The following is a 21,544-nucleotide window of genomic DNA, read 5'->3' as shown; positions in this document are numbered from 1 at the left end:
GGTGTGGTGCGGTTGACAGTTTCATAGTGTTTCGGTGGTCATAGCGTGAGGGAAACGCCCGGTTACATTCCGAACCCGGAAGCTAAGCCTCATAGCGCCGATGGTACTGCAGGGGGGACCCTGTGGGAGAGTAGGACGCCGCCGAACAATTTTTCAGTAGAAGCCCCTCCGGGTGTCCCGGAGGGGCTTCTCGCATTTCCGGACCAGGTCGCACGCCGGCAAATCTGAGGGTGGGCCGGCTTGCTACAGCGATCAGCTCGCCGTCGGCATGGGAGTGGCGCACGCCCGCGATCTGCGGGTGCTGCGGGCGACCGAGAGTGTCTGCGTCACCGAGGTTGTCTTCGTCGGTGATCTCGCTGGTCGGGGCGTCGATGCTCCGCGGCAGCGGGGCTCGCCGACGCGGACGAGGGAGACGACAAGGGTGCCCGGCTGAGCCACCAAGGTGCGGGCCTGTCAGTGGGCAGAGACGGGCGGCGATGGGCAGAGAGCAGGCCCCTGAGCGCGCTCAGGGGCCTGGGTCGGGCGGATGCAGCTGGGTGCTGGGTGCTGGGAGGGGTTCAGAGGCGGCCGGCGGCCTTGAGGGCGAGGTAGGTGTCGGCGAGGGCCGGGGGGACGGCGGCGGGGGGTGCGTCCAGGACGGTGACGCCGAGGCGGGTGAGGCGTTCGGCGGTGCGGCGGCGGTCGGCGCGGGTCTGTTCGGCCGCGGCGGCGCCGTAGATCTCCTTGACGGTGCCGCGGGCGGTGGCCAGTTCGTCGAGCCGGGGGTCGGCGACGGAGACCAGAACCACCTCGTGGCGCTTGGTGAGCAGCGGCAGGACGGGCAGCAGGCCTTCTTCGATCGGGCGGGCGTCGAGGCCGGTGAACAGCACGATCAGGGACCGGTGCGGGGCCAGCCGGAGCGCGTTCGACACCAGGGACCGCATGTCGGTCTCCAGCAGGGCGGGCTCCAGGGTGGCCATCGCGTTGGTGAAGGCGGGCAGCACGTCGGAGGGGGAGCGGCCGAGGACGCTGCCGCGCTTGTGCAGGTCGTGGGCGAGCAGGTCGACCCGGTCGCCGGCCTTGGTGGCCAGGGCGGTGAGCAGCAGGGCCGCGTCCAGGGCGGCGTCCAGGCGGGGGGCGTCGCCGACCCGGCCGGCGGAGGTGCGGCCGGTGTCCAGGACGAGCAGGACGTGGCGGTCGCGTTCGGGGCGCCAGGTGCGGACGGCGACGGTGTTGCGGCGGGCGCTGGCGCGCCAGTCGATCGAGCGGACGTCGTCGCCGGGCAGGTACTCGCGCAGGGAGTCGAACTCGGTGCCCTGGCCGCGGATCAGGACGGCGGTGCGGCCGTCGAGTTCACGCAGCCGGGCCAGCCGGGAGGGCAGGTGCTTGCGGCTGGCGAACGGGGGGAGGGCGCGCAGGGTCCACGGGACCTGGTGCGAGCCCTGACGGGCCGCCAGTCCGAGCGGGCCGAGGGAACGGACCGTCACCCGGTGCGCGTGGTGGTCGCCGCGCCGGGTCGGTGCCAACGACGTGGTCAGGCGCCGCCGTTCGCCGGCCGGGACGGTGAGGCGGTGCCGGGAGCCGGCGATGGCGGTGCCGGGCCGCCAGGCCGACGGCGGCCAGGCGTCGCGGAGCCGGCCGCGCAGGGGGCGTCCGGAGGGGTTGGTGACGGTGAGTTCGACCGTGGCGCCCTCGCCGAGCCGGACGCTGGTGTCGCCGCTGCGGGAGAACCGCAGGCTGCGGACGGGAGCGGCGAGCACCAGGTCGACGAGGACCGCGAGGAGCACCGGCAGGGTGACCGCGCCGATGCCGGCCCAGGAGGGCAGGGCGAGGCCCACGACGAGCGCGCCGAGCGCGGCCAGCAGGGCGGTTCGGCCGGTCAGGGCCATGGACGGGACTCCTTCGGGGTGGATCCTGGGGTACGGCCGGCTCAGCGCGGGGCGGGGGTCTGGGCGAGCACCGCCTGGATCACCGAATCGGCGGTGACCCCCTCCATCTCGGCCTCGGCGCGCAGCTGGACCCGGTGCCGCAGCGCGGGCAGGGCGAGTGCCTTGACGTCGTCGGGGGTGACGTAGTCGCGGCCGGCCAGCCAGGCCCAGGCGCGGGAGGCGCCGAGCAGGGCGGTGGCGCCTCGCGGGGAGACGCCGACCGACAGCGAGGGGGACTGGCGGGTGGCCCGGCACAGGTCGACGATGTAGGCCAGCACCTCGGGGGCGATGGTGAGCTTGGCGATCTCGGCGCGGGCAGCGGCGAGGTCGGCCGGGCCGGCGACCGGGCGGACGCCGGCGGCGGCGAGGTCGCGCGGGTCGAAGCCGTTGGCGTGCCGGGACAGGACCTGGAACTCCTGGTCGCGGGTGGGCAGCGGCAGGATCAGCTTGAGCAGGAAGCGGTCGAGCTGGGCCTCGGGCAGCGGGTAGGTGCCCTCGTACTCGACCGGGTTCTGGGTGGCCGCGACCAGGAACGGTTCGGGCAGCGCGCGGGGCTCGCCGTCGACGGTGACCTGGCGCTCCTCCATCGCCTCCAGGAGCGAGGCCTGGGTCTTCGGCGGGGTGCGGTTGATCTCGTCCGCGAGCAGCAGGTTGGTGAAGACCGGGCCGGGCTGGAAGGAGAACTCCGCGGTGCGGGCGTCGTAGACCAGCGAGCCGGTGACGTCGCCGGGCATCAGGTCGGGGGTGAACTGGATCCGCTTGGTCTCCAGGCTCAGCGCCGTGGACAGGGCTCGCACCAGGAGGGTCTTGGCGACGCCGGGGACGCCTTCGAGCAGGACGTGGCCGCCGCAGAGCAGCGCGACCACCAGGCCGGTGACGGCCGCGTCCTGTCCGACCACGGCCTTGCCGATCTCGGTGCGCAGGGCGGTGAGGGCGGCCCGGGCGTCGGCCGGGGCGGCGGCCGGGGCCGCGGTGGAGGTCGCCGGACCGGGGATGTCGGCCTTGCTGAGGGACGTGCTGGCAGCGGGCTGCTCGGTCACGGCTGTCGTACCTGCCTTTCCAGGGCGTCGAGGTGGTCGGTGAGCCGCAGCAGTGCGGCGTCGTCGGTGGGCGGGCCGCCGTACAGCAGGGACTGGACGTCGGGGGCGGGGCGGCCCAGGCGGTCGGAGATCGCGGCGCAGAGCGCGGCCGGGTCGGGTTCGCCGCCGCTCAGGGCGACCCCGAGGACGGGGGCGATCCGGTGTGCGGCGGCCCGGCGCAGGGCGTCGGCGGCCCGGCCGCGCGCCTTGGCGCGGTGGTAGAGCCGGGCGCGTCCCTCGGTGGTCTCGGTGGCCCGGACCACGATCGGCAGGCGTTCGCCGACCACCGGGCCGAGCCGGCGGCCGCGCCACAGGGCGGCGAGGACGGCGGCGACCAGCAGCTGGACGCCGGCCCACCCCCAGCCGGCCGGGATGAAGTCCTCGAACTGCTTGCGCGCGACCGAGGGCGAGGGCGCGCTGTAGTCGGGCAGGTACCAGACCAGGTGCGGCCGGCTGCCGAGCAGGCCGAGGGCGAGCGAGGCGTTGCCGTCGTCGTCCAGGCTCTCGTTGGTGAACGGGTGGCCGGTGCCGAGGACGACCGTCTCGCGGTCGCCGTCCTCGGTGTGCAGCACCAGGCTCTGGTGGCCGTGCCGCGGGTAGCAGCCGGTGTCGCCGGAGCGGGCGTCGTAGCCCAGACCGCCGAGCTCGGCGGTGCCGGCCCGGACCGCCTCGGGCAGCCGGCAGCCGGGCGGGGTGCTGATCGAGTTGACGGGTTCGGGGGTGCCGTCGGCGGAGGTGGCCACGGTGAGGCCGGGAACGAAGGCGTGCAGGGCGGCCTGCTGCGGGGCGAGCAGCACCAGCCGGCCGGCGCTGCCGCGGGGGACCGCGCCCAGCCGGTCCAGCTGTGCGGTGCTGAGCAGGTCGGGGCGGGGCAGGACGACGGTGGTGGCGGGCTCCCGCAGGGCGGTGGCCAGGGCCCGCTCGTCGGCGACGGTACGGACGTCCACGCCTTCGCCCTTGAGCAGGACGACCAGGGCGCGGGCGCCCTCGGGGTCGGGCGAGCCGGGGTCGAGCGGGGGCCAGCTGCTGCGGCCGGCCAGGCTGCCGAGCAGCAGGCCGACGAGGACCAGGAACGCGGCGCTGAGCAGGTACCAGCGTGAGCGCAGCCAGATCCGGCGGGCGTCGGCGGACCGGCTGGTGGGTGCGGGGCCGGTGGCGGGGCCGGCGACGGCGGCAGCGGGGTCGGTGCCGGCGGGTATCGGGGGTGCGGCGGTCATGAGGTGCCTCCGGCGGCCGTGGCGAGGGCCGGGCGGGCCGCTTCCAGGGCCCGGTCGAGCTCGGCCAGCGAGCGGTAGTCGCCGGCCTCGGCGGTGCGCTCGCCGTAGGCGATGTCGTCGAAGGTGCGGGCCGCGTCGGACAGCGCCGAGGCGTGCGCGGGCAGCGCGCGGCCCGCTTCGGCGGCGGCCTCGTCGGCGGTGCGCCCCGGTCGGACGTCCAGGACGGTGCGCTCCTCCAGGGCGCGCACCAGGGCGCGCATCTGCTCGCGGACCGCCTCGTCCCACCGGCCGGCGTCGGCGTGGGCCCGGGCCGCGCTGCGGTACTGGGCGGCGCTGCGCGGGCCGTCGGCGGCGAACAGGCGGGCCGTGCTGCGGGCCTGCCGGCCGGGCGCGCCGAGCCGCCACCACACCGCGGCGACCACCACGCCGACGATCAGCAGCAGCAGGACCACGCCGGTGCTGCTGCCGGTGGCGGAGCCGAGGCCGGAGAACAGGTCGTCGAGCCGGTCCGAGAGCCAGTTCTCGATCCGCTCCACGATGCCCGGGTCGTGCTGGTGGTAGACGGGGTTGAGCAGCTCGTCGTGGGCGGCGTCCCTGGCCTGGTCCCGGGGAACGGTGATCGGGGTGCCGCCGGCCAGCAGCGCACCCTCCCCCCAGTTCGGCATCGGGTTCAGGCTCCCGGCGGTGTGCTCTGGCCGGGCACCGTGGGGCCGGGCGAGGCGGGCCCGGGGGCGGCCGGTCCGGCCCAGCCGGTGGGCGGGGCGACGCTCACCCCGGCGGCGCGGGCCAGCTCGATGTCGAGCGCCTCGCGGCGGATCCGCCGGTCGATGTAGAGCAGGACCGTCACGGCGGCGTTGACCGGGATGGTGACGGTCGCGACCAGGGTGCTGCCGATGCCGATGACCACCAGGCCGAGCAGGTTGAGGTCGGCGCCCTTCTCCCCGGCGAGCTGGTCGAACGCGCCGGAGTTGCCGAACACCGTGGCGACCAGGAGGAACGGCAGCACGGCGACCGTGGAGATCACGCCGAGGATGAACGAGGTCAGCAGGTGGACGCCGAAGATCCGCCACCACGAACCCCGGACCAGCCGGCGGGAGCGGCTGAGCGAGGTCAGCACCCCTTGGCGCTCCAGCATCAGGGCGGGCGGGGCGAGGCTGAACAGGATGCCGAGGTACCCGGCGACGCCGCCGGCGACCAGGGCCATCAGCAGGGCGAGCAGCAGGACGCCCGGGCCGGTGCCGTTCGTGATCGCCAGCAGTACGGGCGGCACGGCGGCGACCGCGAACACCCCGATGATGATCAGGAAGGTCAGGAAGGTGAGGCCGGTGAGCCGGCCGAGCTGGCCGCGGGCGGACTGCCAGGCCTCGCGGACCGTGATCTGCTCGCCGAGGACGCCCTTGCTGACCACGATGGTCAGCAGACCGCCGAGCAGGATGCCGAGCACGCCCTGCAGCACGGTCGGGACCAGCGCCGCGACCAGGTCGGCCACCGCGCCGCCGTCCTGCTGGGCCCACCAGCGCAGCACGGTCTCGACGGTCTGGGTGAACGCGGCGAAGCCGAGCGACAGGGCCAGCGTGGTGCGCCAGTACTTGCGCACGGTGGTGAAGGAACCGTCCAGCAGCTCGCCGACGCCGAGCGGGCGCAGCGGGATGACACCGGGCTTCGGGCTCGGCGGTACGCCCCAGCCCGGGTGACCGCCGTACGGCGGCCGGCCGCCCCAGCCGGGGCCGGGCCCGTAGCCGGGCCCGGGGCCGCCGTAGGCGCCGTAGGCGGGCTGGCCGGGGGCGCCCCACTGGGAGGGCGGCGGGACGTCCTGCGGCGCGGCCGCGGGGGCCTGCGGGGCGTCCTGCGGTGCCGTGGACTGCGGTGCCGGAGCCTGTGGCGCCGGAGCCTGCGGTGCCGGGGCGGGCGGGGCGGTGGCCCCTGGGGCGGATGGCGCCGACGGACCCGGGGTGGCGGCAGCGGTGGCTGCCTGCGGCGGGGCCCCGTCGGCCGGCTCGGACGAGCCGGGCGAGGTCCAGCCCGGGTTGTCGGTCATCACTGCTCCTTGGAGGGGTTCTGCGGGGCCGGGACGGGCAGGGTGACGATCGGCGGGCGGCCGGAAACTGTTCCTGCGCCGCCCATCGTGCCATGGTGGGCGTGGTCACCCCAGGGGTATCCCGTTGCTGATCGACAACGGCCCCGCTGCGGTGTGTCCGCTGCCTGCCCGACGCCCGTGAGCTGCGAGGTTTGCGGTGTTATGCCCGGCCCGGCGGTGGGTCGGAGGCCCTTGACCGGCGCCGCTGTGCGCCAGGTCACAATCCGGTAATGAGAAGATGGAGTCATGAAGGGACGCGTCCTCGTCGTTGATGACGACACCGCACTGGCCGAGATGCTCGGCATTGTGCTGCGTGGTGAGGGTTTTGAGCCGTTTTTCGTCGCGGATGGGGACAAGGCGCTTGCCGCGTTCCGGGAGACCAAGCCGGATCTCGTACTGCTCGACCTGATGCTTCCGGGCCGGGACGGCATCGACGTCTGCCGGCAGATCCGGGCCGAGTCGGGCATTCCGATCGTGATGCTCACCGCGAAGACCGACACGGTCGACATCGTGGTGGGCCTGGAGTCGGGCGCCGACGACTACGTCACCAAGCCGTTCAAGCCGAAGGAGCTGGTGGCCCGGGTGCGGGCCCGCCTGCGCCGGGCCGAGGAGCCCACGCCGGAGCAGCTGACCATCGGCGACCTGGTGATCGACGTGGCCGGCCACTCGGTGAAGCGGGACGGCCGGGGCATCCCGCTGACCCCGCTGGAGTTCGACCTGCTGGTCGCGCTGGCCCGCAAGCCCTGGCAGGTGTTCACCCGTGAGGTGCTGCTGGAGCAGGTCTGGGGCTACCGGCACGCCGCCGACACCCGGCTGGTCAACGTCCACGTGCAGCGCCTGCGCTCCAAGATCGAGAAGGATCCGGAGCGTCCGGAGATCGTGGTGACGGTCCGTGGCGTGGGCTACAAGGCGGGGCCCAGCTGACGATGCGGGACCAGAACGTCGACGCCTCCCCGTCGGGCACCGGAGCCGGCGGGGATGCTGCTGTGCGCGGTGCGGTGCTGAGCTCGACCACCCGGGGCCACCGGCCCCGGCGCGGCCCGGCGGCGCTGCTCGCGCTGGTGGCGCGTCAGTTCAGGCGCCCGTTCAACCGTCTGATAGCCGTGTACCGGCGCTCGATCCAGCTGCGGGTGGTCGCGACCACGCTGCTGCTGTCGGTCGTGGTGGTGCTGGTGCTCGGCGTGGTGGTGGTCGCCCAGGTGCGCAACGGCCTGCTGGACACCAAGCGGCACGCCGCGCAGGGGCAGGCGATCGACGGCTTCCAGATCGAGCAGGACAAGATCAACGAGGCGATGAAGCTCCAGGTCAAGGTCGGCGCCAACGCCGACCCGGCCCGGGACGAGATCGGGACCTGGCTGATCAAGCAGGTCACCGACCTCTCCAGCGGCGGCGCCGGGGTCTACTCGGTGATCGCCATCCTGCCGTCGACCGGCCAGGACGAGGGCGGCTCCGGGGCGGTGTTCCGCGGTGCCTGGTACTCCGGCGACATCCTCCCGATCAGCATCACCCGCGACCTGCGCGACGACGTCGCCCGCCAGCCGGACATCCCGCACGAGCAGACCACCATGATCCACCGGGGCGACGCCAACGGCGGCCAGACCTCGGACGAGAAGGGCCTGGTGATCGGGAAGCAGTTCGAGGGCCCCGACCCCGGCAACACCGCCTACCAGCTCTACTACGTCTTCTCGCTCGACCAGGAGACCAAGACCCTCGGGCTGGTCGTCGGCACGCTCGCCACCGCCGGGGTCTTCCTGGTGATGCTGCTCGGCGGGATCGCCTGGCTGGTGGTCCGCCAGGTGGTGACCCCGGTGCGGATGGCCGCCGGGATCTCCGAGCGGCTGGCCGCCGGGCACCTGGAGGAGCGGATGAAGGTGACCGGGTCGGACGACATCGCCCGGCTCGGCGACTCCTTCAACCGGATGGCGAACGGCCTCCAGGCGCAGATCCGGCAGCTGGAGGAGCTCTCACGGGTGCAGCGCCGGTTCGTCTCGGACGTCTCGCACGAGCTGCGCACCCCGCTCACCACCGTCCGGATGGCCGCCGACCTGATCTACGACAGCCGCGACGACCTGGACCCGATGGCCTCCCGCTCGGCCGAACTGCTGCAGGAGCAGCTGGACCGCTTCGAGTCGCTGCTCGCCGACCTGCTGGAGATCAGCCGCTTCGACGCGGGCGCCGCGATCCTGGACGCCGAACCGGTGGACCTGCGGGACATCGTGACCCGGGTGGTCGAGGGCGCCGACCCGCTGGCGCAGGCCAAGGGCAGCGCGGTGATCATCCGGGGTGCGGAGAACCCGGTGGTCACCGAGGTGGACGCCCGCCGGATCGAACGCATCCTGCGCAACCTGGTGGTCAACGCGCTGGAGCACGGTGAGGGCCGCGACGTGGTGATCCGGCTCGGCTCCGGCGAGGGCGCGGTCGCCGTCGGCGTCCGCGACTACGGCATCGGCCTCAAGCCGGGCGAGGCGTCCCGGGTCTTCCACCGCTTCTGGCGGGCCGACCCGTCCCGGGTCCGGACCACCGGCGGCACCGGCCTCGGCCTGTCCATCGCCGTCGAGGACGCCCACCTGCACGGCGGGTGGCTGCAGGCGTGGGGCGAGCCGGGCGGCGGTTCGCACTTCCGGCTCACCCTGCCGCGGACCCGCGGCGGAGAGCTGGTCCGGGCGCCGTTCCGGCTCGAGCCCGAGGACTCCCGGCACAACCGCGGGCTGGCCTCGACCGGCGCGCCGTACCGCCGCTCGCAGCGTCCGGCCGGCGCGACCGCGCTGACCTCGACCGGCGAGACGGACACCCCGGAGACCCCGGAGGGCGGGCCGACCGGTTTCGGCAGTGGCCTCGGCGGTGTGCTCAGCATCGGCCCCGGCCTCGGCCGGGTGCCGGCCGCCCCGGTCGCCGACCCCTCGGACGTCCGGGCGGCCGCCGGGGGGTACGGTGCCTCGGGCGCCCAGGTGGTGGTCGACCGTCCCACCGGCCGGCCCGGCGACCAGCAGCCAGCGGGGACGCGGACCCCGGACAGCGACCAGGAGGGGGCCGAGGGTGCGACGGAACGGCAGCGGTAGGACCACTGGTGCCCGCCCGGCCGCCGCGGCCGTCTGGGGCAGCATGCTGGCCTTCCTGGCCACCGGCTGCATCGGCATGCCCGCCGGCGGCTCGCCCCAGCGGGTGGAGATACCGCAGGCCCCGGGCGCGGAGAACCTCCAGGTCCGGGTGTACCCGGTCGCGCCGTACAAGGGTGAGAGCCCGGGCGAACTGCTGGCGGGCTTCCTCGACGCCTCCAACGCCGACGAGCCGACCTTCAGCACCGCGCGCACCTACCTGACGGCCGCCGCGGGCGCCAAGTGGGACCCGGAGGCCGGGGTCTCGGTGCTCGACAACCAGGGCCGGACCAGGCCCTCGGTGCAGGAGGGCGCCACCACTGTCGACATCGACGTCAACGGCGACCTGGTCGGCGCGCTGGACAGCCGCAACTCCTACCGGCCCGCCGCGGACGGCGAGCAGTACCGCCAGACGTTCACCCTCGTGAAGGAGACCGAGGGCGAGAACAAGGGCGAGTGGCGGATCGACAAGCTGCCGGACGGCCTGATCGCCGACCAGACCACGTTCAAGAACGGCTACAAGGCCGTGCACCGCTACTTCTTCGCCCTCACCGACCCCTCGTCGGACCGCTCCCGCGGCGAGTCGGTGCTGGTCCCGGACCCGATCTTCCTGCGGCGCCGGATCGACCCGCTGACGGCGGCGGCCAAGGCGCTGGCGGCGGGGCCCTCGGGCTGGCTGGCGCCGGCCGTCTACTCCGCCTTCGACGGGGTGAAGATCGTCGGCCCGGTGACCGTCAGCGACAACAAGACCGCCACCGTCAAGGTGGACGTACCGGACTTCGCGGGCCGGTCCGACCTGTGCCAGCAGATGGCCGGGCAGCTCTACCACACCCTCGCCGACCAGCAGGGCAAGGCGCCGATCCAGCGGCTGGAGCTGAGCGGGGTCAAGGGCGGCTGCGCGATCACCGCGGACCAGGCCGCCCGGATCGCGCCGGGCAGCCTGGCCGGCAGCTACGGCGCCTCGCAGTACTACCAGCTGGACAACGGCCAGATGATGGTCGCGCCCGGCGACGGCCTGGGGCACCCGGTGGGCGGGCCGCTCGGCCAGGTCGGGCAGAACGCCGCCGCCCACCCCGGCACCTTCGCGGTCCGCCGGGACGGCGGTGCCATCGCGCTGATCGGGGCGGACGGCCGCAACCTCCAGGTGGTCGGCACCGGGGACAACGACAAGCCCGGCGCCCCCGTGGTGGAGAGCCGCGCCACCCAGCCCGGCCTCGGCCTCACCTCGCCCAGCTGGGACGGCCGGGGGGACCTCTTCGTGGTCGACCGCGACCCGCAGAACCCCCGGGTCCTGATGGTGCGGGGCACCACGGTCGTCCCGGTCCAGCTGCACGGACTGAACGGGCGCACCGTACAGGGGCTCAAGGTCTCCTCGGACGGGACCAGGGTCGCGCTGGTGCTGGGCGACGCCAAGGGCGGCACCACCCGCTCGGTGGAGATCGGCCTGCTGACCCACCGGGGCTCGGCGAGCGCGCCGCTGGCCGAGATCTCCGGCCTGCGGCCGGTCGCGCCGCTGCTGACCGAGGTCTCCTCGGTGTCCTGGGCCGACACGGACCAGCTGCTCGTGCTGGGCAAGGAGAAGGAGAAGCTCCAGCTGCTCCACTACCTGGGCACCGACGGCTCGCAGAGCACCGACGCGCCGCTCCAGGTCAGTGAGCTGATGACCTCGGTCTCCGCCTCGGAGAGCCGCGACAGCGACCAGGTGCCGACCGTGCTGGCCGTCTCCGACCACCACATCTACCGGCTCCAGGGCACCCAGTGGCGCGAGGTGCCGGTGCCGCAGCAGCACCCGGCGCTCTCCTTCAGCTACCCCGGCTAGCAGCTACCCCGGCCGGGGGCTGCCCCGGCTGCTTCGGCCGCCCCGGCCGGGCGCCGCCGGGGCGGGCCCGGAACCGCTCCGGCGGACGGCGGCGGCCACCGTCGCGGCCGCGTGCGGCGGGCGGCCGGCGGCACGCAGCGCCCGGGCCGCCTCGGCCAGGCTGGCGCCGGTGGTGACCAGGTCGTCGACCAGGACCAGCCGGTGGCCGGGTGCGGCCCGGCGCGCCAGGAAGGCCGGCCGGACCGCCAGCGCACCGGCGAGATTGCGCCGCCGCGCGGCCGCGCCGAGCCCGGCCTGGTCCGCCACCGGCCGGATCTGCCGCAGCGCCGGGGCGACCCCGGCCTCCACCCCGCAGCCGCGCAGCTCCCGGGCGGCCGCCCGGGCCAGCCGCAGCATCGGATCGTGGCCGCGGGCCCGGACCGAACGGCGGGCGGAGGGCACCGGGACCAGCACCACCGGCGCGGGCCCGGCGGCCGCCGAGCGCACGGCGCGGGCCAGCAGCGCGCCGAGCGGTCCGGCCAGCCGTAGCGCGCCCCGCTCCTTGTGGGCCAGCAGCAGTCCCCGTACCGGCGCCGCGTAGGGCGCCGCAGCGTGCAGCGGGGGCAGGCCAGGCGGCGCCGGCCGGGGCCCGGCCGGACCGGCCCGGGCGGCTGCCAGCGCGGCGCGGCAGTCCGGGCAGAGCGGACCGGGACCGAGCGGGCAGCCGGCGCACGGCACGGGCAGCAGCAGATCGAGGAGGCCGAGGACGGTGGCGGGCAGATCGGTCATTTCGGCACCTCCCGGGGGGTGGCGGAACGGCGATGTGCGCCATACGGTTGACCACCCTGGCGGTGTTGTCCAGCTGTTTACCGTTGTTTCACTCGTAGGAGGGTAAACAGAGGGCAACAGCCGTGCCGCCGGTGCTCCCTCGTTACGTTGTTCGACTGGGGAGGCGTAATCCCCTGGTGGGGTGTCTCATAAGGCCAGAGGGGGTTTCAAGCGCTCCCGGTGGGGAGGAAGTGAGGTGAGGGCCAGTCGCGCTCGCCACTCCCGGCGGCGCCGGGACCGGCGGCGATTGACTGGTCCGGCTGGGTCTCAGTCCGATCCGGTACGTACTCGGATCGGCGACAGCACAAGGGATCGGAGTTCTGCGTGGACATCGTCGTCAAGGGCCGCAAGACCGAGGTGCCCAAGAGGTTCCGCGAGCACGTGGCCGAGAAGCTGGAGAAGGTCCAGAAGTTTGACGGCAAGGTGATCAGCCTCGACGTCGAGGTGTCCAAGGAACACAACCCGCGCCAGGCCGACCGCTCCGAGCGGGTCGAGATCACCCTCCGTACCCGTGGCCCGGTGATCCGGGCCGAGGCAGCCGCTGCCGACCCGTACGCGGCCCTCGACCTGGCCTCAGCCAAGCTGGACGCGCAGCTGCGCAAGTCCGCCGACCGCCGGCGTGTGCACAAGGGCGGCAACGGCCGCACCCCGATCAGCGTCGCGGAGGCGACGGCGGCGCTGGCAGCCCTCCCCGAGACGGCGCCGCCCGCGGGCAGCGCCAACGGGACGGTCCGCAAGACCATGATGGGATCGCTGGAGGTGGAGGGCGACGGTCCGCTCGTCGTCCGCGAGAAGACGCACCCCGCCGGGCCGATGTCGCTGGACCAGGCGCTGTACGAGATGGAGCTCGTCGGCCACGACTTCTACCTGTTCGTGGAGAAGGACAGCGGCCTGCCGAGCGTGGTCTACCGCCGGCACGGCTACCACTACGGCGTGATCCACCTCAAGGAGGACCACTCCGCCCACGGTGACGCCGGTGGTGCCGGCGGGGCGATCGGCGGCCCGGACGAGGACTGACGGTCCGTCGCCCGGCGCCGGAGGATCCGGACCGGGACCGACCGGTCCGGCACAACACGGAAGACCGAGATGACCGGTGACCCCGGCGGCCCACGACGCCGCCGGGGTCACCCAGCTGGGCGGTGCGACGGCGGAGGGTGATCAACCGGTCCCCCGCCGTGGAATGATTGAGCACGACATCGACCGGCAGCCGGGGGAGGAGCGGATGGGCGAGCCATTCAGCCAGGGTTTGGGAGCCGGCCCGGGGGGCGGGCAGGGCGAGGGCGGGGAGCCCGGGTACGCACTGCGCCGGGCCGAGCCGATCCGGGTCCTGGTGGTGGACGACCACGCACTGTTCCGCCGAGGCCTGGAGATCGTGCTGGCCGAGGAGGAGGACATCACGGTCATCGGTGAGGCCGGGGACGGCGCCGAGGCCGTGCTCAAGGCCGCGGACCTGCTGCCGGACATCATCCTGATGGACGTCAGGATGCCGCGCCGGAGCGGGATCGAGGCCTGTACCGCGATCAAGGACGTGGTCCCGAGCGCGAAGATCATCATGCTGACCATAAGCGACGAGGAGGCCGACCTCTACGAGGCGATCAAGGCGGGTGCCACCGGTTACCTGCTGAAGGAGATCTCCACCGACGAGGTCGCCACCGCGATCCGGGCCGTGGCCGACGGGCAGTCGCAGATCAGCCCCTCGATGGCCTCCAAGCTGCTCACCGAGTTCAAGTCGATGATCCAGCGGCGTTCCGAGGACCGGGAGTTGGTGCCCGCACCGCGGCTCACCGACCGGGAGCTGGAGGTGCTCAAGCTGGTGGCCACCGGGATGAACAACCGGGAGATCGCCAAGGAGCTCTTCATCAGCGAGAACACCGTGAAGAACCACGTCCGCAACATCCTGGAGAAGCTGCAGCTGCACTCCCGGATGGAGGCCGTGGTCTACGCGATGCGGGAGAAGATCCTGGAAATAGGCTGACCGGACCGGACCGGGCGGGCCGCGGCGGTCCGCGCCCGCCCGCTCCCGTCAGCCGTCCAGCAGGGACCGCAGGGCGGGCCGCAGCCGCTCGTCGCCGAGCGCCTCGATCCGGACCGCGTCGCAGCCCACCCACTCGGCCGCCTCGCGCAGGGCGGTGGCCGCCGCTTCGACGTACTTCGGTGCGTCCAGCGAGATCTGACGGGCCACCAGGGTCCGCCCCTCGCGGGCCGGGTCGATCCGGCCGACCAGCCGGCCCTGGGCCAGCAGCGGCATCGCGAAGTAGCCGTGCACCCGCTTGTGCTTGGGGGTGTACGCCTCCAGCCGGTGCGTCATGCCGAAGATCCGCTCGGTGCGGGCGCGGTCCCAGACCAGGGAGTCGAACGGCGAGAGCAGGGTGGTGCGGTGGCGGCCGCGCGGCGCCGACGCCAGCGCCGCCGGATCCGCCCAGGCCGGCCCGGACCAGCCCGCCACCTCGACCGGCACCAGGCCCGACTCGGCCACGGCGGTGTCGAACTGGGCGGCCTTGAGCCGGTGGTAGTCCATCAGGTCGGCCCGGGTGGCCACCCCGAGCGCGGCCCCCGCCTGGGCGACCAGCCGGCGCAGGCACTCGGCGTCGGAGAGCTCCTGCCCGTACAGCGCCTCCGGGACGGCCTGCTCGGCCAGCCGGTAGACCCGCTTCCAGCTGCGGCGCTCGGTGCAGACCACATCGCCGAAGGAGAGTGCCCGCTCGACCGCGATCTTGGTGTCGGACCAGTCCCACCACTCGGCCGTCCGCTTGGCGCCGCCCAGCTCGGTGGAGGTCAGCGGACCCTCGGCGCGCAGCTTGTCGAGCACCTGGCGGTAGGTCGCGTCGGAGACCTGGTGGCCCCAGAGGTTCCCGCGGGCGCGGTAGGCCCGGCGCCGGAACGCGAACAGCGGCCACTCCTCCACCGGCAGGATGCAGGCGGCGTGCGACCAGTACTCGAAGGTGGCCTGCGAGCCCCAGTACGCGCGGTCCACCGCGGCCCGCCCGACCGCCCCCAGGCGCGCGTACGGGACCAGTTCGTGCGAGCGGGCCAGCACGGAGATGGTGTCCAGCTGCACGGCGCCGAGGTGGCGCAGGACGCCGCGGACGCCCGCGCGGCGGTCCGGCGCGCCGAGCAGGCCCTGGGCGCGGAGGGCGATCAGGCGGGCCTGGTCGGCGGAGAGGCTGATGGCGGTCATGCCGGGCAGGGTAGGGCCCGGCACCGACAATCGGGGCCCCCGGGGCCTCGGGGGCGGGGAGCGGCGGGCGGGCCGGGGGAGGGCGCCGGCGGGGCCCGGGGGAGGTAAGGAGGGGAACCCTCGGGCGTTCCCGGCGGTTGTGCAGTGCACACCGACTGGTGCGGTGACCGTTTTGCCCTGCCGGGTGGCGCTAATCCCTGCTTTGCCCGGGCGGGTGACACGGGAATACCGTGCTGACGCACCTCCCGGCGGCTTGTCCTCCTCGCATACGATGACCGTACGGTGGGGTAGGTCTCGCCGTGCTGTAGTCCAGAGCCGATCCAGGCAAGGAGCCCGCCCAAGTGTCCGTCTTCGACAAGATCCTGCGCGCCGGCGAAGGTAAGACCCTTCGCAAGCTGCAGCGGATTGCTGCCCAGGTCAACTCGATCGAAGAGGACTTCGTCAACCTCACCGACGACGAACTGCGGGCACTGACCGACGAGTACAAGAGCCGGCTGGCCGAGGGCGAGTCGCTGGACGACCTCATGCCGGAGGCCTTCGCGACCGTCCGCGAGGCGTCCAAGCGGGTGCTCGGGCAGCGCCACTACGACGTCCAGATCATGGGCGGCGCCGCGCTGCACTTCGGCTACGTCGCCGAGATGCGCACCGGTGAGGGCAAGACCCTGGTGGGTACGCTGCCGGCCTACCTCAACGCGCTGACCGGCAAGGGCGTGCACCTGATCACGGTCAACGACTACCTCGCCGAGCGCGACTCGGAGTGGATGGGCCGGGTGCACCGCTTCCTCGGCCTCGAGGTCGGCGTGATCCTGGCCAACATGTCGCCCGCCGAGCGCAAGCGCCAGTACGGGATGGACATCACGTACGGCACCAACAACGAGTTCGGCTTCGACTACCTGCGCGACAACATGGCCTGGTCGCAGGAGGAACTGGTCCAGCGCGGCCACAACTTCGCGGTCGTCGACGAGGTCGACTCGATCCTGATCGACGAGGCCCGTACCCCGCTGATCATCTCCGGCCCCGCGGACCAGGCCACCAAGTGGTACAGCGACTTCGCCAAGCTGGTGCAGCGCCTCAAGCGCGACCGCGACTACGAGGTCGACGAGAAGAAGCGCACCGTCGGCGTGCTGGAGGAGGGTGTCACCCGGGTCGAGGACTACCTGGGCATCGACAACCTCTACGAGTCGGTCAACACCCCGCTGGTCGGCTTCCTGAACAACGCCATCAAGGCCAAGGAGCTCTACAAGAACGACAAGGACTACGTCGTCATGAACGGCGAAGTCATGATCGTCGACGAGCACACCGGCCGCATGCTCGCCGGCCGCCGCTACAACGAGGGCATGCACCAGGCGATCGAGGCGAAGGAGGGGGTGGAGGTCCAGAACGAGAACCAGACGCTGGCCACCATCACCCTGCAGAACTTCTTCCGCCTCTACAGCAAGCTCTCCGGCATGACCGGTACCGGCACCACCGAGGCCGCCGAGTTCCACCAGATCTACAAGCTCGGCGTGGTGCCGATCCCGACCAACAAGACCCCGCTGCGGATCGACCAGCCCGACCTGATCTACAAGTCGGAGCCGGCCAAGTTCGCCGCCGTGGTCGAGGACATCGCCGAGCGCCACCAGAAGGGCCAGCCGGTGCTGGTCGGCACCGTGTCGGTGGAGAAGTCCGAGTACCTCTCCCAGGAGCTGCGCAAGCGCGGCGTCCCGCACGAGGTGCTGAACGCCAAGCACCACGAGCGCGAGGCGCAGATCGTCGCGCAGGCCGGCCGCAAGGGCGCCGTCACCGTGGCCACCAACATGGCCGGCCGCGGTACCGACATCAAGCTCGGCGGCAACCCCGACTACCTGGCCGCTGCCGAGCTGGCCCAGCGCGGGCTCAACGAGGAGGACACGCCGGAGGAGTACGCGGCCGCCTTCCCGAGCGCGCTGGAGAAGGCCAAGGAGGCCGTCAAGGTCGAGGAGGCCGAGGTCCAGGAGGCCGGTGGCCTCTACGTGCTGGGCACCGAGCGCCACGAGTCCCGCCGGATCGACAACCAGCTGCGCGGCCGCTCCGGCCGCCAGGGCGACCCGGGCGAGTCCCGGTTCTACCTCTCGCTGGGCGACGACCTGATGCGCCTGTTCAAGGCCGGCATGGTCGAGCGCGTGCTGTCGATGGCCAACGTCCCCGAGGACGTGCCGATCGAGTCGAAGATGGTCACCCGCGCCATCGCCTCCGCGCAGACCCAGGTCGAGCAGCAGAACTTCGAGATCCGCAAGAACGTCCTCAAGTACGACGAGGTGCTCAACCGCCAGCGCGAGGTGATCTACACCGAGCGCCGGCGCGTCCTGGAGGGCGAGGACCTGCAGGAGCAGATCGGCCACTTCATGGACGACACCGTCGCGGCCTACGTGACCGCCGCGACCGGTGAGGGCTTCGAGGACGACTGGGACCTCGACAAGCTCTGGACCGCCCTCAAGCAGCTCTACCCGGTCACCCTCGACCTGGAGGAGCTGGAGGAGGAGGTCGGCGGCCCGGCCGGGCTGACCCCCGACTTCCTCACCAAGGTGCTGCAGGAGGACATCCAGTCCCAGTACGGCGCCCGCGAGGACCAGCTCGGCGAGCAGATCATGCGCGAGCTGGAGCGCCGCGTGGTGCTGTCGGTGCTGGACCGCCGCTGGCGCGAGCACCTGTACGAGATGGACTACCTGCAGGAGGGCATCGCGCTGCGCGCCTACGCCCAGCGCGACCCGCTGGTCGAGTACCAGCGCGAGGGCTTCGACCTGTTCTCCGCGATGATGGAGGGCATCAAGGAGGAGTCCGTCGGCTACCTGTTCAACCTGGAGGTCCAGGTCGAGCAGCAGGTTGAGGAGGTGCCGGTGGCCGACTCCGACATCTCGCTCGAGAAGGCCGACGCCCGTCCCGAGATCAAGGCCAAGGGCCTGGAGGCGCCGCAGCGCAAGAAGCTGCACTACGTCGCGCCGTCGGACGAGATCGGCGGCGGCGTGGTCGAGGGCGACTTCGACGACCTCGCGGCCGAGGAGGGCGACGGTCTGACCCGCGCCGAGCGCCGCAAGGCCGCGAAGGCGGCCAAGGGCGGCCGCCGCCGCAAGGGCTGAGCCCGGTCGCCCGACCGGTACGACACGCGCCAGGGCGCCGCTCCCCGTTCTGCGGGGGCGGCGCCCTGGCGCGTTGCCAGCGCGTTGCCAGCGCGTGTTCGGGCGGCGGCCGCAGGGACGGGTACGGCGACGGGGACGGCGACCGGGGTGGCGGCCGCGGGCGGGTCAGCGGGCCTCGACGGCGGCGCACTGCCACTGCTGGGACTGGCGGTGCTGCTCCAGCCGGAACGCCACCATGTGGTGGCGCGGACCGAACTCCACCCGGACGCACACCTCCAGCGCCCCGCTGCGCGGCGCGGAGTCGTAGACCCGGCCGAGGCGGGTGCGCGGCGCACGGCCGTGCGGGCGCAGCGGGCCGTTGCGGACCAGCGCGACGATCTGCTGGTAGCCCTTGAGCGTGGTGTGCCGCTGGAGCTGGCCGACCGGGCGTACGCCGGTCAGCACCTCCACCAGCCGGTGCGCGAAACGGGTCGCGAGCTCGCCCTGTCCCGCGCCGTGGGCGGGGGCGCACGCCGTCCGGGGGTGGCGCGGGAGGAGGGCGTGCGACGGTCCGGCGTGCCGGGCGCGGTGAGCAGCGGCGGCCGGCGCCCCCGGGGCGGTGAGCGGGTGCGGGTGGCGGACCGGGCGGCGGGGGCGGTGGCGGCCGGGCGCGGGCGCGAGCGGGCGGATGCTCGGGCCGGTTGGCAGCGGCCGCGCCCCGGGCTGTGGGGCGTGCTCGGGCGCGGTGGTGGCGGGTGCGGCGGGTGCGGTGGGTGCAGTGGGTGCGGCGGGTGCGGTGGGTGCGTCGGTGGCGGGCAGGGTGGCTTCGGGCACGGCGGACCTCCCGGGTGGGCGCGGTGTGGGGCGGTTGGGGTGGGGCGGTGGTGTGGGGCGGGCGGGTCCTTTGGTACCGAGGCGGGGTGCGGGCGGCAAGCGGCTGCGGCGGGCCGGCCGCCGGTCGTCCGATGTCACCTATCCGGGTGGCACGTACGGCGCGCGGCGCCCGCCCGCCCGCCCCCGGCCGCGCCGGGTTGACGTCGGGGGCGGCCGGGCGTGGCCCGAAGGGGGACGGGTGACTGCTGCGATCAGGGCGTTGCCCTACCGGGCCTACCGGCGGGTAGGGCGCAGTATCGGGGGAGCGGATTCCCACGATGCGGGCGGAGACGGCGTGACCCAGGTGTCCACCGGAGACGGCCGGCCGGCCAGGAGCGGGCCGGCCACGGAGCGGGTACGGCACGGGCGGCCCGGAAGCGGGATCCGGCGCGGGCTGGTGCTGGGCGGCGGCGGGATGCTGGGCGCCGCCTGGACGGTCGGCGCGCTGTGCGCGGTGGAGGAGGCCACCGGCTGGCGGCCGGGCAGCGCCGAGGTCGTCCTCGGCACCTCCGCGGGCGCCATCCTGGGCACCCTGCTCGCGGCCGGGGTCGAGCCCGGCCAGCTCCGCGACCACCAGCTCGGCCGGCCGGTGACCGCCGGACCGCTGGTGGACATCGACTTCGACTACGACACGGTGGTGGGCGGCGCACTGCCGCCGCGGCCGCAGGCGGCGATCGGCTCGCCGGGGCTGCTGCGGGACGCCGTCCGGCACCCGCGCGACTACCCGTTCCTCACCATGGTCTCCGCCGCCGTGCCGCCCGGCCGGGGCTCGGTCGCGCCCATCGGCGACCTGGTCAGAAAGCTGCTCGGCGACGGCTGGCCCGACGGCAGCGCCCTGCGGGTGGCCGCCGTCGACTACCGGACCGGCCGCCGGGTGGCCTTCGGCGACCCGGGCGCGCCGGCCGCCGGGGTCGCCGAGGCGGTGATGGCGTCCTGCGCGATCCCCGGCTGGTTCGCGCCGGTCGAGGTGGCCGGCGGGCGGTACGTGGACGGTGGCTGCTGGTCGGCCACCAACGCGGACCTGATGAACGGCCGCGGCCTGGACGAGGTGTACGTGCTGGCGCCCATGGGCATCCGGCTGCACCCCGCCGGGCGGGCCGAACCGGCCCGGGGCACCGTCGCCGCGCTGCGCGAATGGCGTGCGCGCGACCGGCCGCGGGGTGTGCTGGCGCAACTGCTCAGCCGCTACCGCAGGGCGGTCACCCGGCAGCTGCTGCGGGAGGTGCGGGAGCTGCGGGCGGTGGGGATCCGGGTACGGCTGCTCGCCCCGACCCAGGCCGACCTGGCGGTGATGGGACCCAACATGATGGACCCGGCCCGGCGGACCGCCGTGGTGGAGTCCGCGCTGATCACCAGCCGGGCGGCGCTCGCCGCGGCCGCGGGCTGACCCCCCGGGGACGGGGACGGGGACGGGGGCCGAGGCCCGGGGCGGGGCGCTTTCCGGACGGGAACTGGCGGGCTCCGGCCGGAACGGCCGGTCCTCGCCCGGGAGCGGCTCGTCCTCGCCCGGGTGCGGGCAACCCCGGAAGCGGGCCCGACCCGCTCCGGCCGGAGCGGCCGCTCCTCGCCCCCAGCGCGCGCCGGCTCGCGGAACGGGAGCGGCCCGCCCGCCCGCCGCCTGCTCGAAGGGGCGGCCCGGCCGCGGGCCCGCAGGCGCGGGTCCTGCGCGGCCACCGGTCCGCTCCTGTGCGGCCCCGCCGCCCCCGGGCACGTGCAGCGCGCCCGCGGCGGCGGGGCCGTCGCCGGGACGGCGGTGCCGGGGTGATCACGCGGGCCGTATTCTTGGGGACGCGGCGTGATGGCCGCGGCCAGATCGAGGAAGGTGCTCCCGATGCGCGTGTACGTGCCCACCACGTTGAAGGGTCTGGCGGCCGCGCACCCGGGCGGCGAGCTGGACCGGGCGGTGGCCTACGCGGTGACGCCCGCGCTGCGCGAGTGGTACGTCAGCGACGACCTCGAGGAGCTGGAGTACGCGGCGCTCAACCGGGCCGCCGAGTCTTCGCTGCGGCTGCTCGCCGAGGACGGCGCCGCGCCGCGCCGCCGGGTCGTGGTGGCCGTCGAGGTCGCCGACTCCGCGGTGCAGCCCTTCCCCGGTGACGAGTACCAGGACCAGTCGGCGCTCGGCCGGGTCGTGCTGGCGGGCCCGGTGCGGCTGGCGAAGGCCGCCGCCGTGCACGCGGACGCGGCCGACGAGGAGGTGGCCGCGGACGTGGCCGCCGCCGCGCAGGCCATCGCCGCGGCGGACAAGGGCGACGCCGACGCCCAGTTCACGGTCGGCGGGGCCGAGGACCACGAGCTGCTCTGGTTCGCCACCCAGGAGATCCCCGGCCTGCTGGCCTGAGCCCGGCCCGCCCGGGCGCCGAGGCCCCACCGCGGACGGTCCCTTTCCGGTCGCGCCGCGGCGGCCGGTACCGTTCC

16 protein-coding genes and 1 rRNA gene are annotated in these 21,544 nt (G+C 74.2%); 9 read left to right on the top strand and 8 right to left on the bottom strand.

The window, feature by feature from the left end; all coding sequences use genetic code 11:
- Positions 1-30: 30 nt before the first annotated feature.
- Positions 31-147 (top strand): 5S ribosomal RNA (gene rrf / locus AC2TEW_RS21060).
- Between the two features lie 410 nt (positions 148-557).
- Here rrf and AC2TEW_RS21055 read toward each other — a convergent pair.
- From AC2TEW_RS21055 to AC2TEW_RS21035, 5 genes are read right to left on the bottom strand one after another with little or no spacing between them, the layout of a single operon-like run.
- A complete protein-coding gene (locus AC2TEW_RS21055) occupies positions 558-1,868 on the bottom strand; it encodes a DUF58 domain-containing protein (protein ID WP_484624860.1) in 1,311 nt (436 codons plus the stop codon).
- Positions 1,869-1,909: 41 nt separating this feature from the next.
- Positions 1,910-2,902, bottom strand: coding sequence for an AAA family ATPase (locus tag AC2TEW_RS21050; protein ID WP_484624872.1), 993 nt, complete (start codon positions 2,900-2,902; stop codon positions 1,910-1,912).
- Between the two features lie 41 nt (positions 2,903-2,943).
- Complete coding sequence (locus AC2TEW_RS21045; protein ID WP_484624859.1) at positions 2,944-4,203, bottom strand: DUF4350 domain-containing protein; 1,260 nt, start codon at positions 4,201-4,203, stop codon at positions 2,944-2,946.
- Entirely contained in the window at positions 4,200-4,868 is a 669-nt protein-coding gene (locus tag AC2TEW_RS21040; protein ID WP_484624858.1) for a DUF4129 domain-containing protein, read from the bottom strand. The genes AC2TEW_RS21045 and AC2TEW_RS21040 overlap by 4 nt, the downstream gene beginning before the upstream one ends.
- A gap of 5 nt (positions 4,869-4,873) precedes the next feature.
- On the bottom strand, positions 4,874-6,241 hold the full coding sequence (locus AC2TEW_RS21035) for a DUF7847 domain-containing protein (protein ID WP_484624857.1): 1,368 nt from the start codon (positions 6,239-6,241) through the stop codon (positions 4,874-4,876).
- Between the two features lie 285 nt (positions 6,242-6,526).
- On the opposite strand from AC2TEW_RS21035, the gene mtrA reads away from it, so the two are divergent.
- The 3 genes from mtrA to AC2TEW_RS21020 are packed head-to-tail and all read left to right on the top strand — an operon-like array spanning position 6,527 to position 11,194.
- Positions 6,527-7,204 carry an MtrAB system response regulator MtrA gene (gene mtrA / locus AC2TEW_RS21030; RefSeq protein WP_033821070.1) on the top strand — a complete coding sequence of 226 codons (678 nt, stop codon included), beginning with the start codon at positions 6,527-6,529 and terminating at the stop codon, positions 7,202-7,204.
- Between the two features lie 2 nt (positions 7,205-7,206).
- Positions 7,207-9,339 carry an MtrAB system histidine kinase MtrB gene (mtrB, locus tag AC2TEW_RS21025; RefSeq protein ID WP_484624856.1) on the top strand — a complete coding sequence of 711 codons (2,133 nt, stop codon included), beginning with the start codon at positions 7,207-7,209 and terminating at the stop codon, positions 9,337-9,339.
- Positions 9,317-11,194: an LpqB family beta-propeller domain-containing protein gene (locus AC2TEW_RS21020; RefSeq protein WP_484624855.1), complete on the top strand. Its 1,878-nt coding sequence runs from the start codon at positions 9,317-9,319 to the stop codon at positions 11,192-11,194. Before mtrB ends, AC2TEW_RS21020 begins: the two co-directional genes overlap by 23 nt.
- 3 nt (positions 11,195-11,197) lie before the next feature.
- Here AC2TEW_RS21020 and AC2TEW_RS21015 read toward each other — a convergent pair whose 3' ends face one another.
- Entirely contained in the window at positions 11,198-11,962 is a 765-nt protein-coding gene (locus AC2TEW_RS21015) for a ComF family protein (protein WP_484624854.1), read from the bottom strand.
- A 363-nt stretch (positions 11,963-12,325) separates the two neighbouring features.
- Here AC2TEW_RS21015 and hpf point away from each other — a divergent pair, with 363 nt between their 5' ends.
- Positions 12,326-13,018, top strand: a complete 693-nt coding sequence (hpf, locus tag AC2TEW_RS21010) for a ribosome hibernation-promoting factor, HPF/YfiA family (protein WP_484624853.1) — start codon at positions 12,326-12,328, stop codon at positions 13,016-13,018.
- A 205-nt stretch (positions 13,019-13,223) separates the two neighbouring features.
- Positions 13,224-13,976 (top strand): response regulator, encoded by a 753-nt coding sequence (locus AC2TEW_RS21005; RefSeq protein ID WP_484624852.1) that lies wholly within the window; start codon positions 13,224-13,226, stop codon positions 13,974-13,976.
- A gap of 48 nt (positions 13,977-14,024) precedes the next feature.
- On the opposite strand, the gene AC2TEW_RS21000 is transcribed toward AC2TEW_RS21005, so the two are convergent.
- Complete coding sequence (locus tag AC2TEW_RS21000) at positions 14,025-15,179, bottom strand: winged helix-turn-helix domain-containing protein (RefSeq protein ID WP_484624851.1); 1,155 nt, start codon at positions 15,177-15,179, stop codon at positions 14,025-14,027.
- 341 nt (positions 15,180-15,520) lie between these two features.
- Here AC2TEW_RS21000 and secA point away from each other — a divergent pair, with 341 nt between their 5' ends.
- Complete coding sequence (secA, locus tag AC2TEW_RS20995; RefSeq protein WP_484624850.1) at positions 15,521-18,274, top strand: preprotein translocase subunit SecA; 2,754 nt, start codon at positions 15,521-15,523, stop codon at positions 18,272-18,274.
- A 165-nt stretch (positions 18,275-18,439) separates the two neighbouring features.
- Here secA and AC2TEW_RS20990 read toward each other — a convergent pair whose 3' ends face one another.
- Positions 18,440-19,087 (bottom strand): Rv3235 family protein, encoded by a 648-nt coding sequence (locus AC2TEW_RS20990; RefSeq protein WP_484624849.1) that lies wholly within the window; start codon positions 19,085-19,087, stop codon positions 18,440-18,442.
- A 334-nt stretch (positions 19,088-19,421) separates the two neighbouring features.
- Between AC2TEW_RS20990 and AC2TEW_RS20985 the strand changes: the two genes are divergently transcribed.
- Both AC2TEW_RS20985 and AC2TEW_RS20980 read left to right on the top strand, forming a co-directional pair.
- On the top strand, positions 19,422-20,513 hold the full coding sequence (locus AC2TEW_RS20985) for a patatin-like phospholipase family protein (RefSeq protein WP_484624848.1): 1,092 nt from the start codon (positions 19,422-19,424) through the stop codon (positions 20,511-20,513).
- Between the two features lie 444 nt (positions 20,514-20,957).
- The gene (locus AC2TEW_RS20980; RefSeq protein WP_484624847.1) at positions 20,958-21,467 is read left to right on the top strand and encodes a DUF6912 family protein; all 510 of its coding nucleotides are present in this window, start codon (positions 20,958-20,960) and stop codon (positions 21,465-21,467) included.
- The last annotated feature ends 77 nt before the right edge of the window (positions 21,468-21,544 follow it).

The organism is Kitasatospora sp. NEAU-CNBT7, from assembly GCF_057220535.1.
Note: the sequence above shows the minus strand (reverse complement) of the source record. Positions and strands in the feature narration are given on the sequence as shown.

Coding starts and splice junctions, on each gene's coding strand:
- AC2TEW_RS21055 (WP_484624860.1), bottom strand. CDS start 1,868: ATGGCCCTGACCGGCCGAACCGCCCTGCTGGCCGCGCTCGGCGCGCTC.
- AC2TEW_RS21045 (WP_484624859.1), bottom strand. CDS start 4,203: ATGACCGCCGCACCCCCGATACCCGCCGGCACCGACCCCGCTGCCGCC.
- AC2TEW_RS21040 (WP_484624858.1), bottom strand. CDS start 4,868: ATGCCGAACTGGGGGGAGGGTGCGCTGCTGGCCGGCGGCACCCCGATC.
- AC2TEW_RS21035 (WP_484624857.1), bottom strand. CDS start 6,241: ATGACCGACAACCCGGGCTGGACCTCGCCCGGCTCGTCCGAGCCGGCC.
- mtrA (WP_033821070.1), top strand. CDS start 6,527: ATGAAGGGACGCGTCCTCGTCGTTGATGACGACACCGCACTGGCCGAG.
- mtrB (WP_484624856.1), top strand. CDS start 7,207: ATGCGGGACCAGAACGTCGACGCCTCCCCGTCGGGCACCGGAGCCGGC.
- AC2TEW_RS21015 (WP_484624854.1), bottom strand. CDS start 11,962: ATGACCGATCTGCCCGCCACCGTCCTCGGCCTCCTCGATCTGCTGCTG.
- AC2TEW_RS21005 (WP_484624852.1), top strand. CDS start 13,224: ATGGGCGAGCCATTCAGCCAGGGTTTGGGAGCCGGCCCGGGGGGCGGG.
- AC2TEW_RS21000 (WP_484624851.1), bottom strand. CDS start 15,179: ATGACCGCCATCAGCCTCTCCGCCGACCAGGCCCGCCTGATCGCCCTC.
- AC2TEW_RS20980 (WP_484624847.1), top strand. CDS start 20,958: ATGCGCGTGTACGTGCCCACCACGTTGAAGGGTCTGGCGGCCGCGCAC.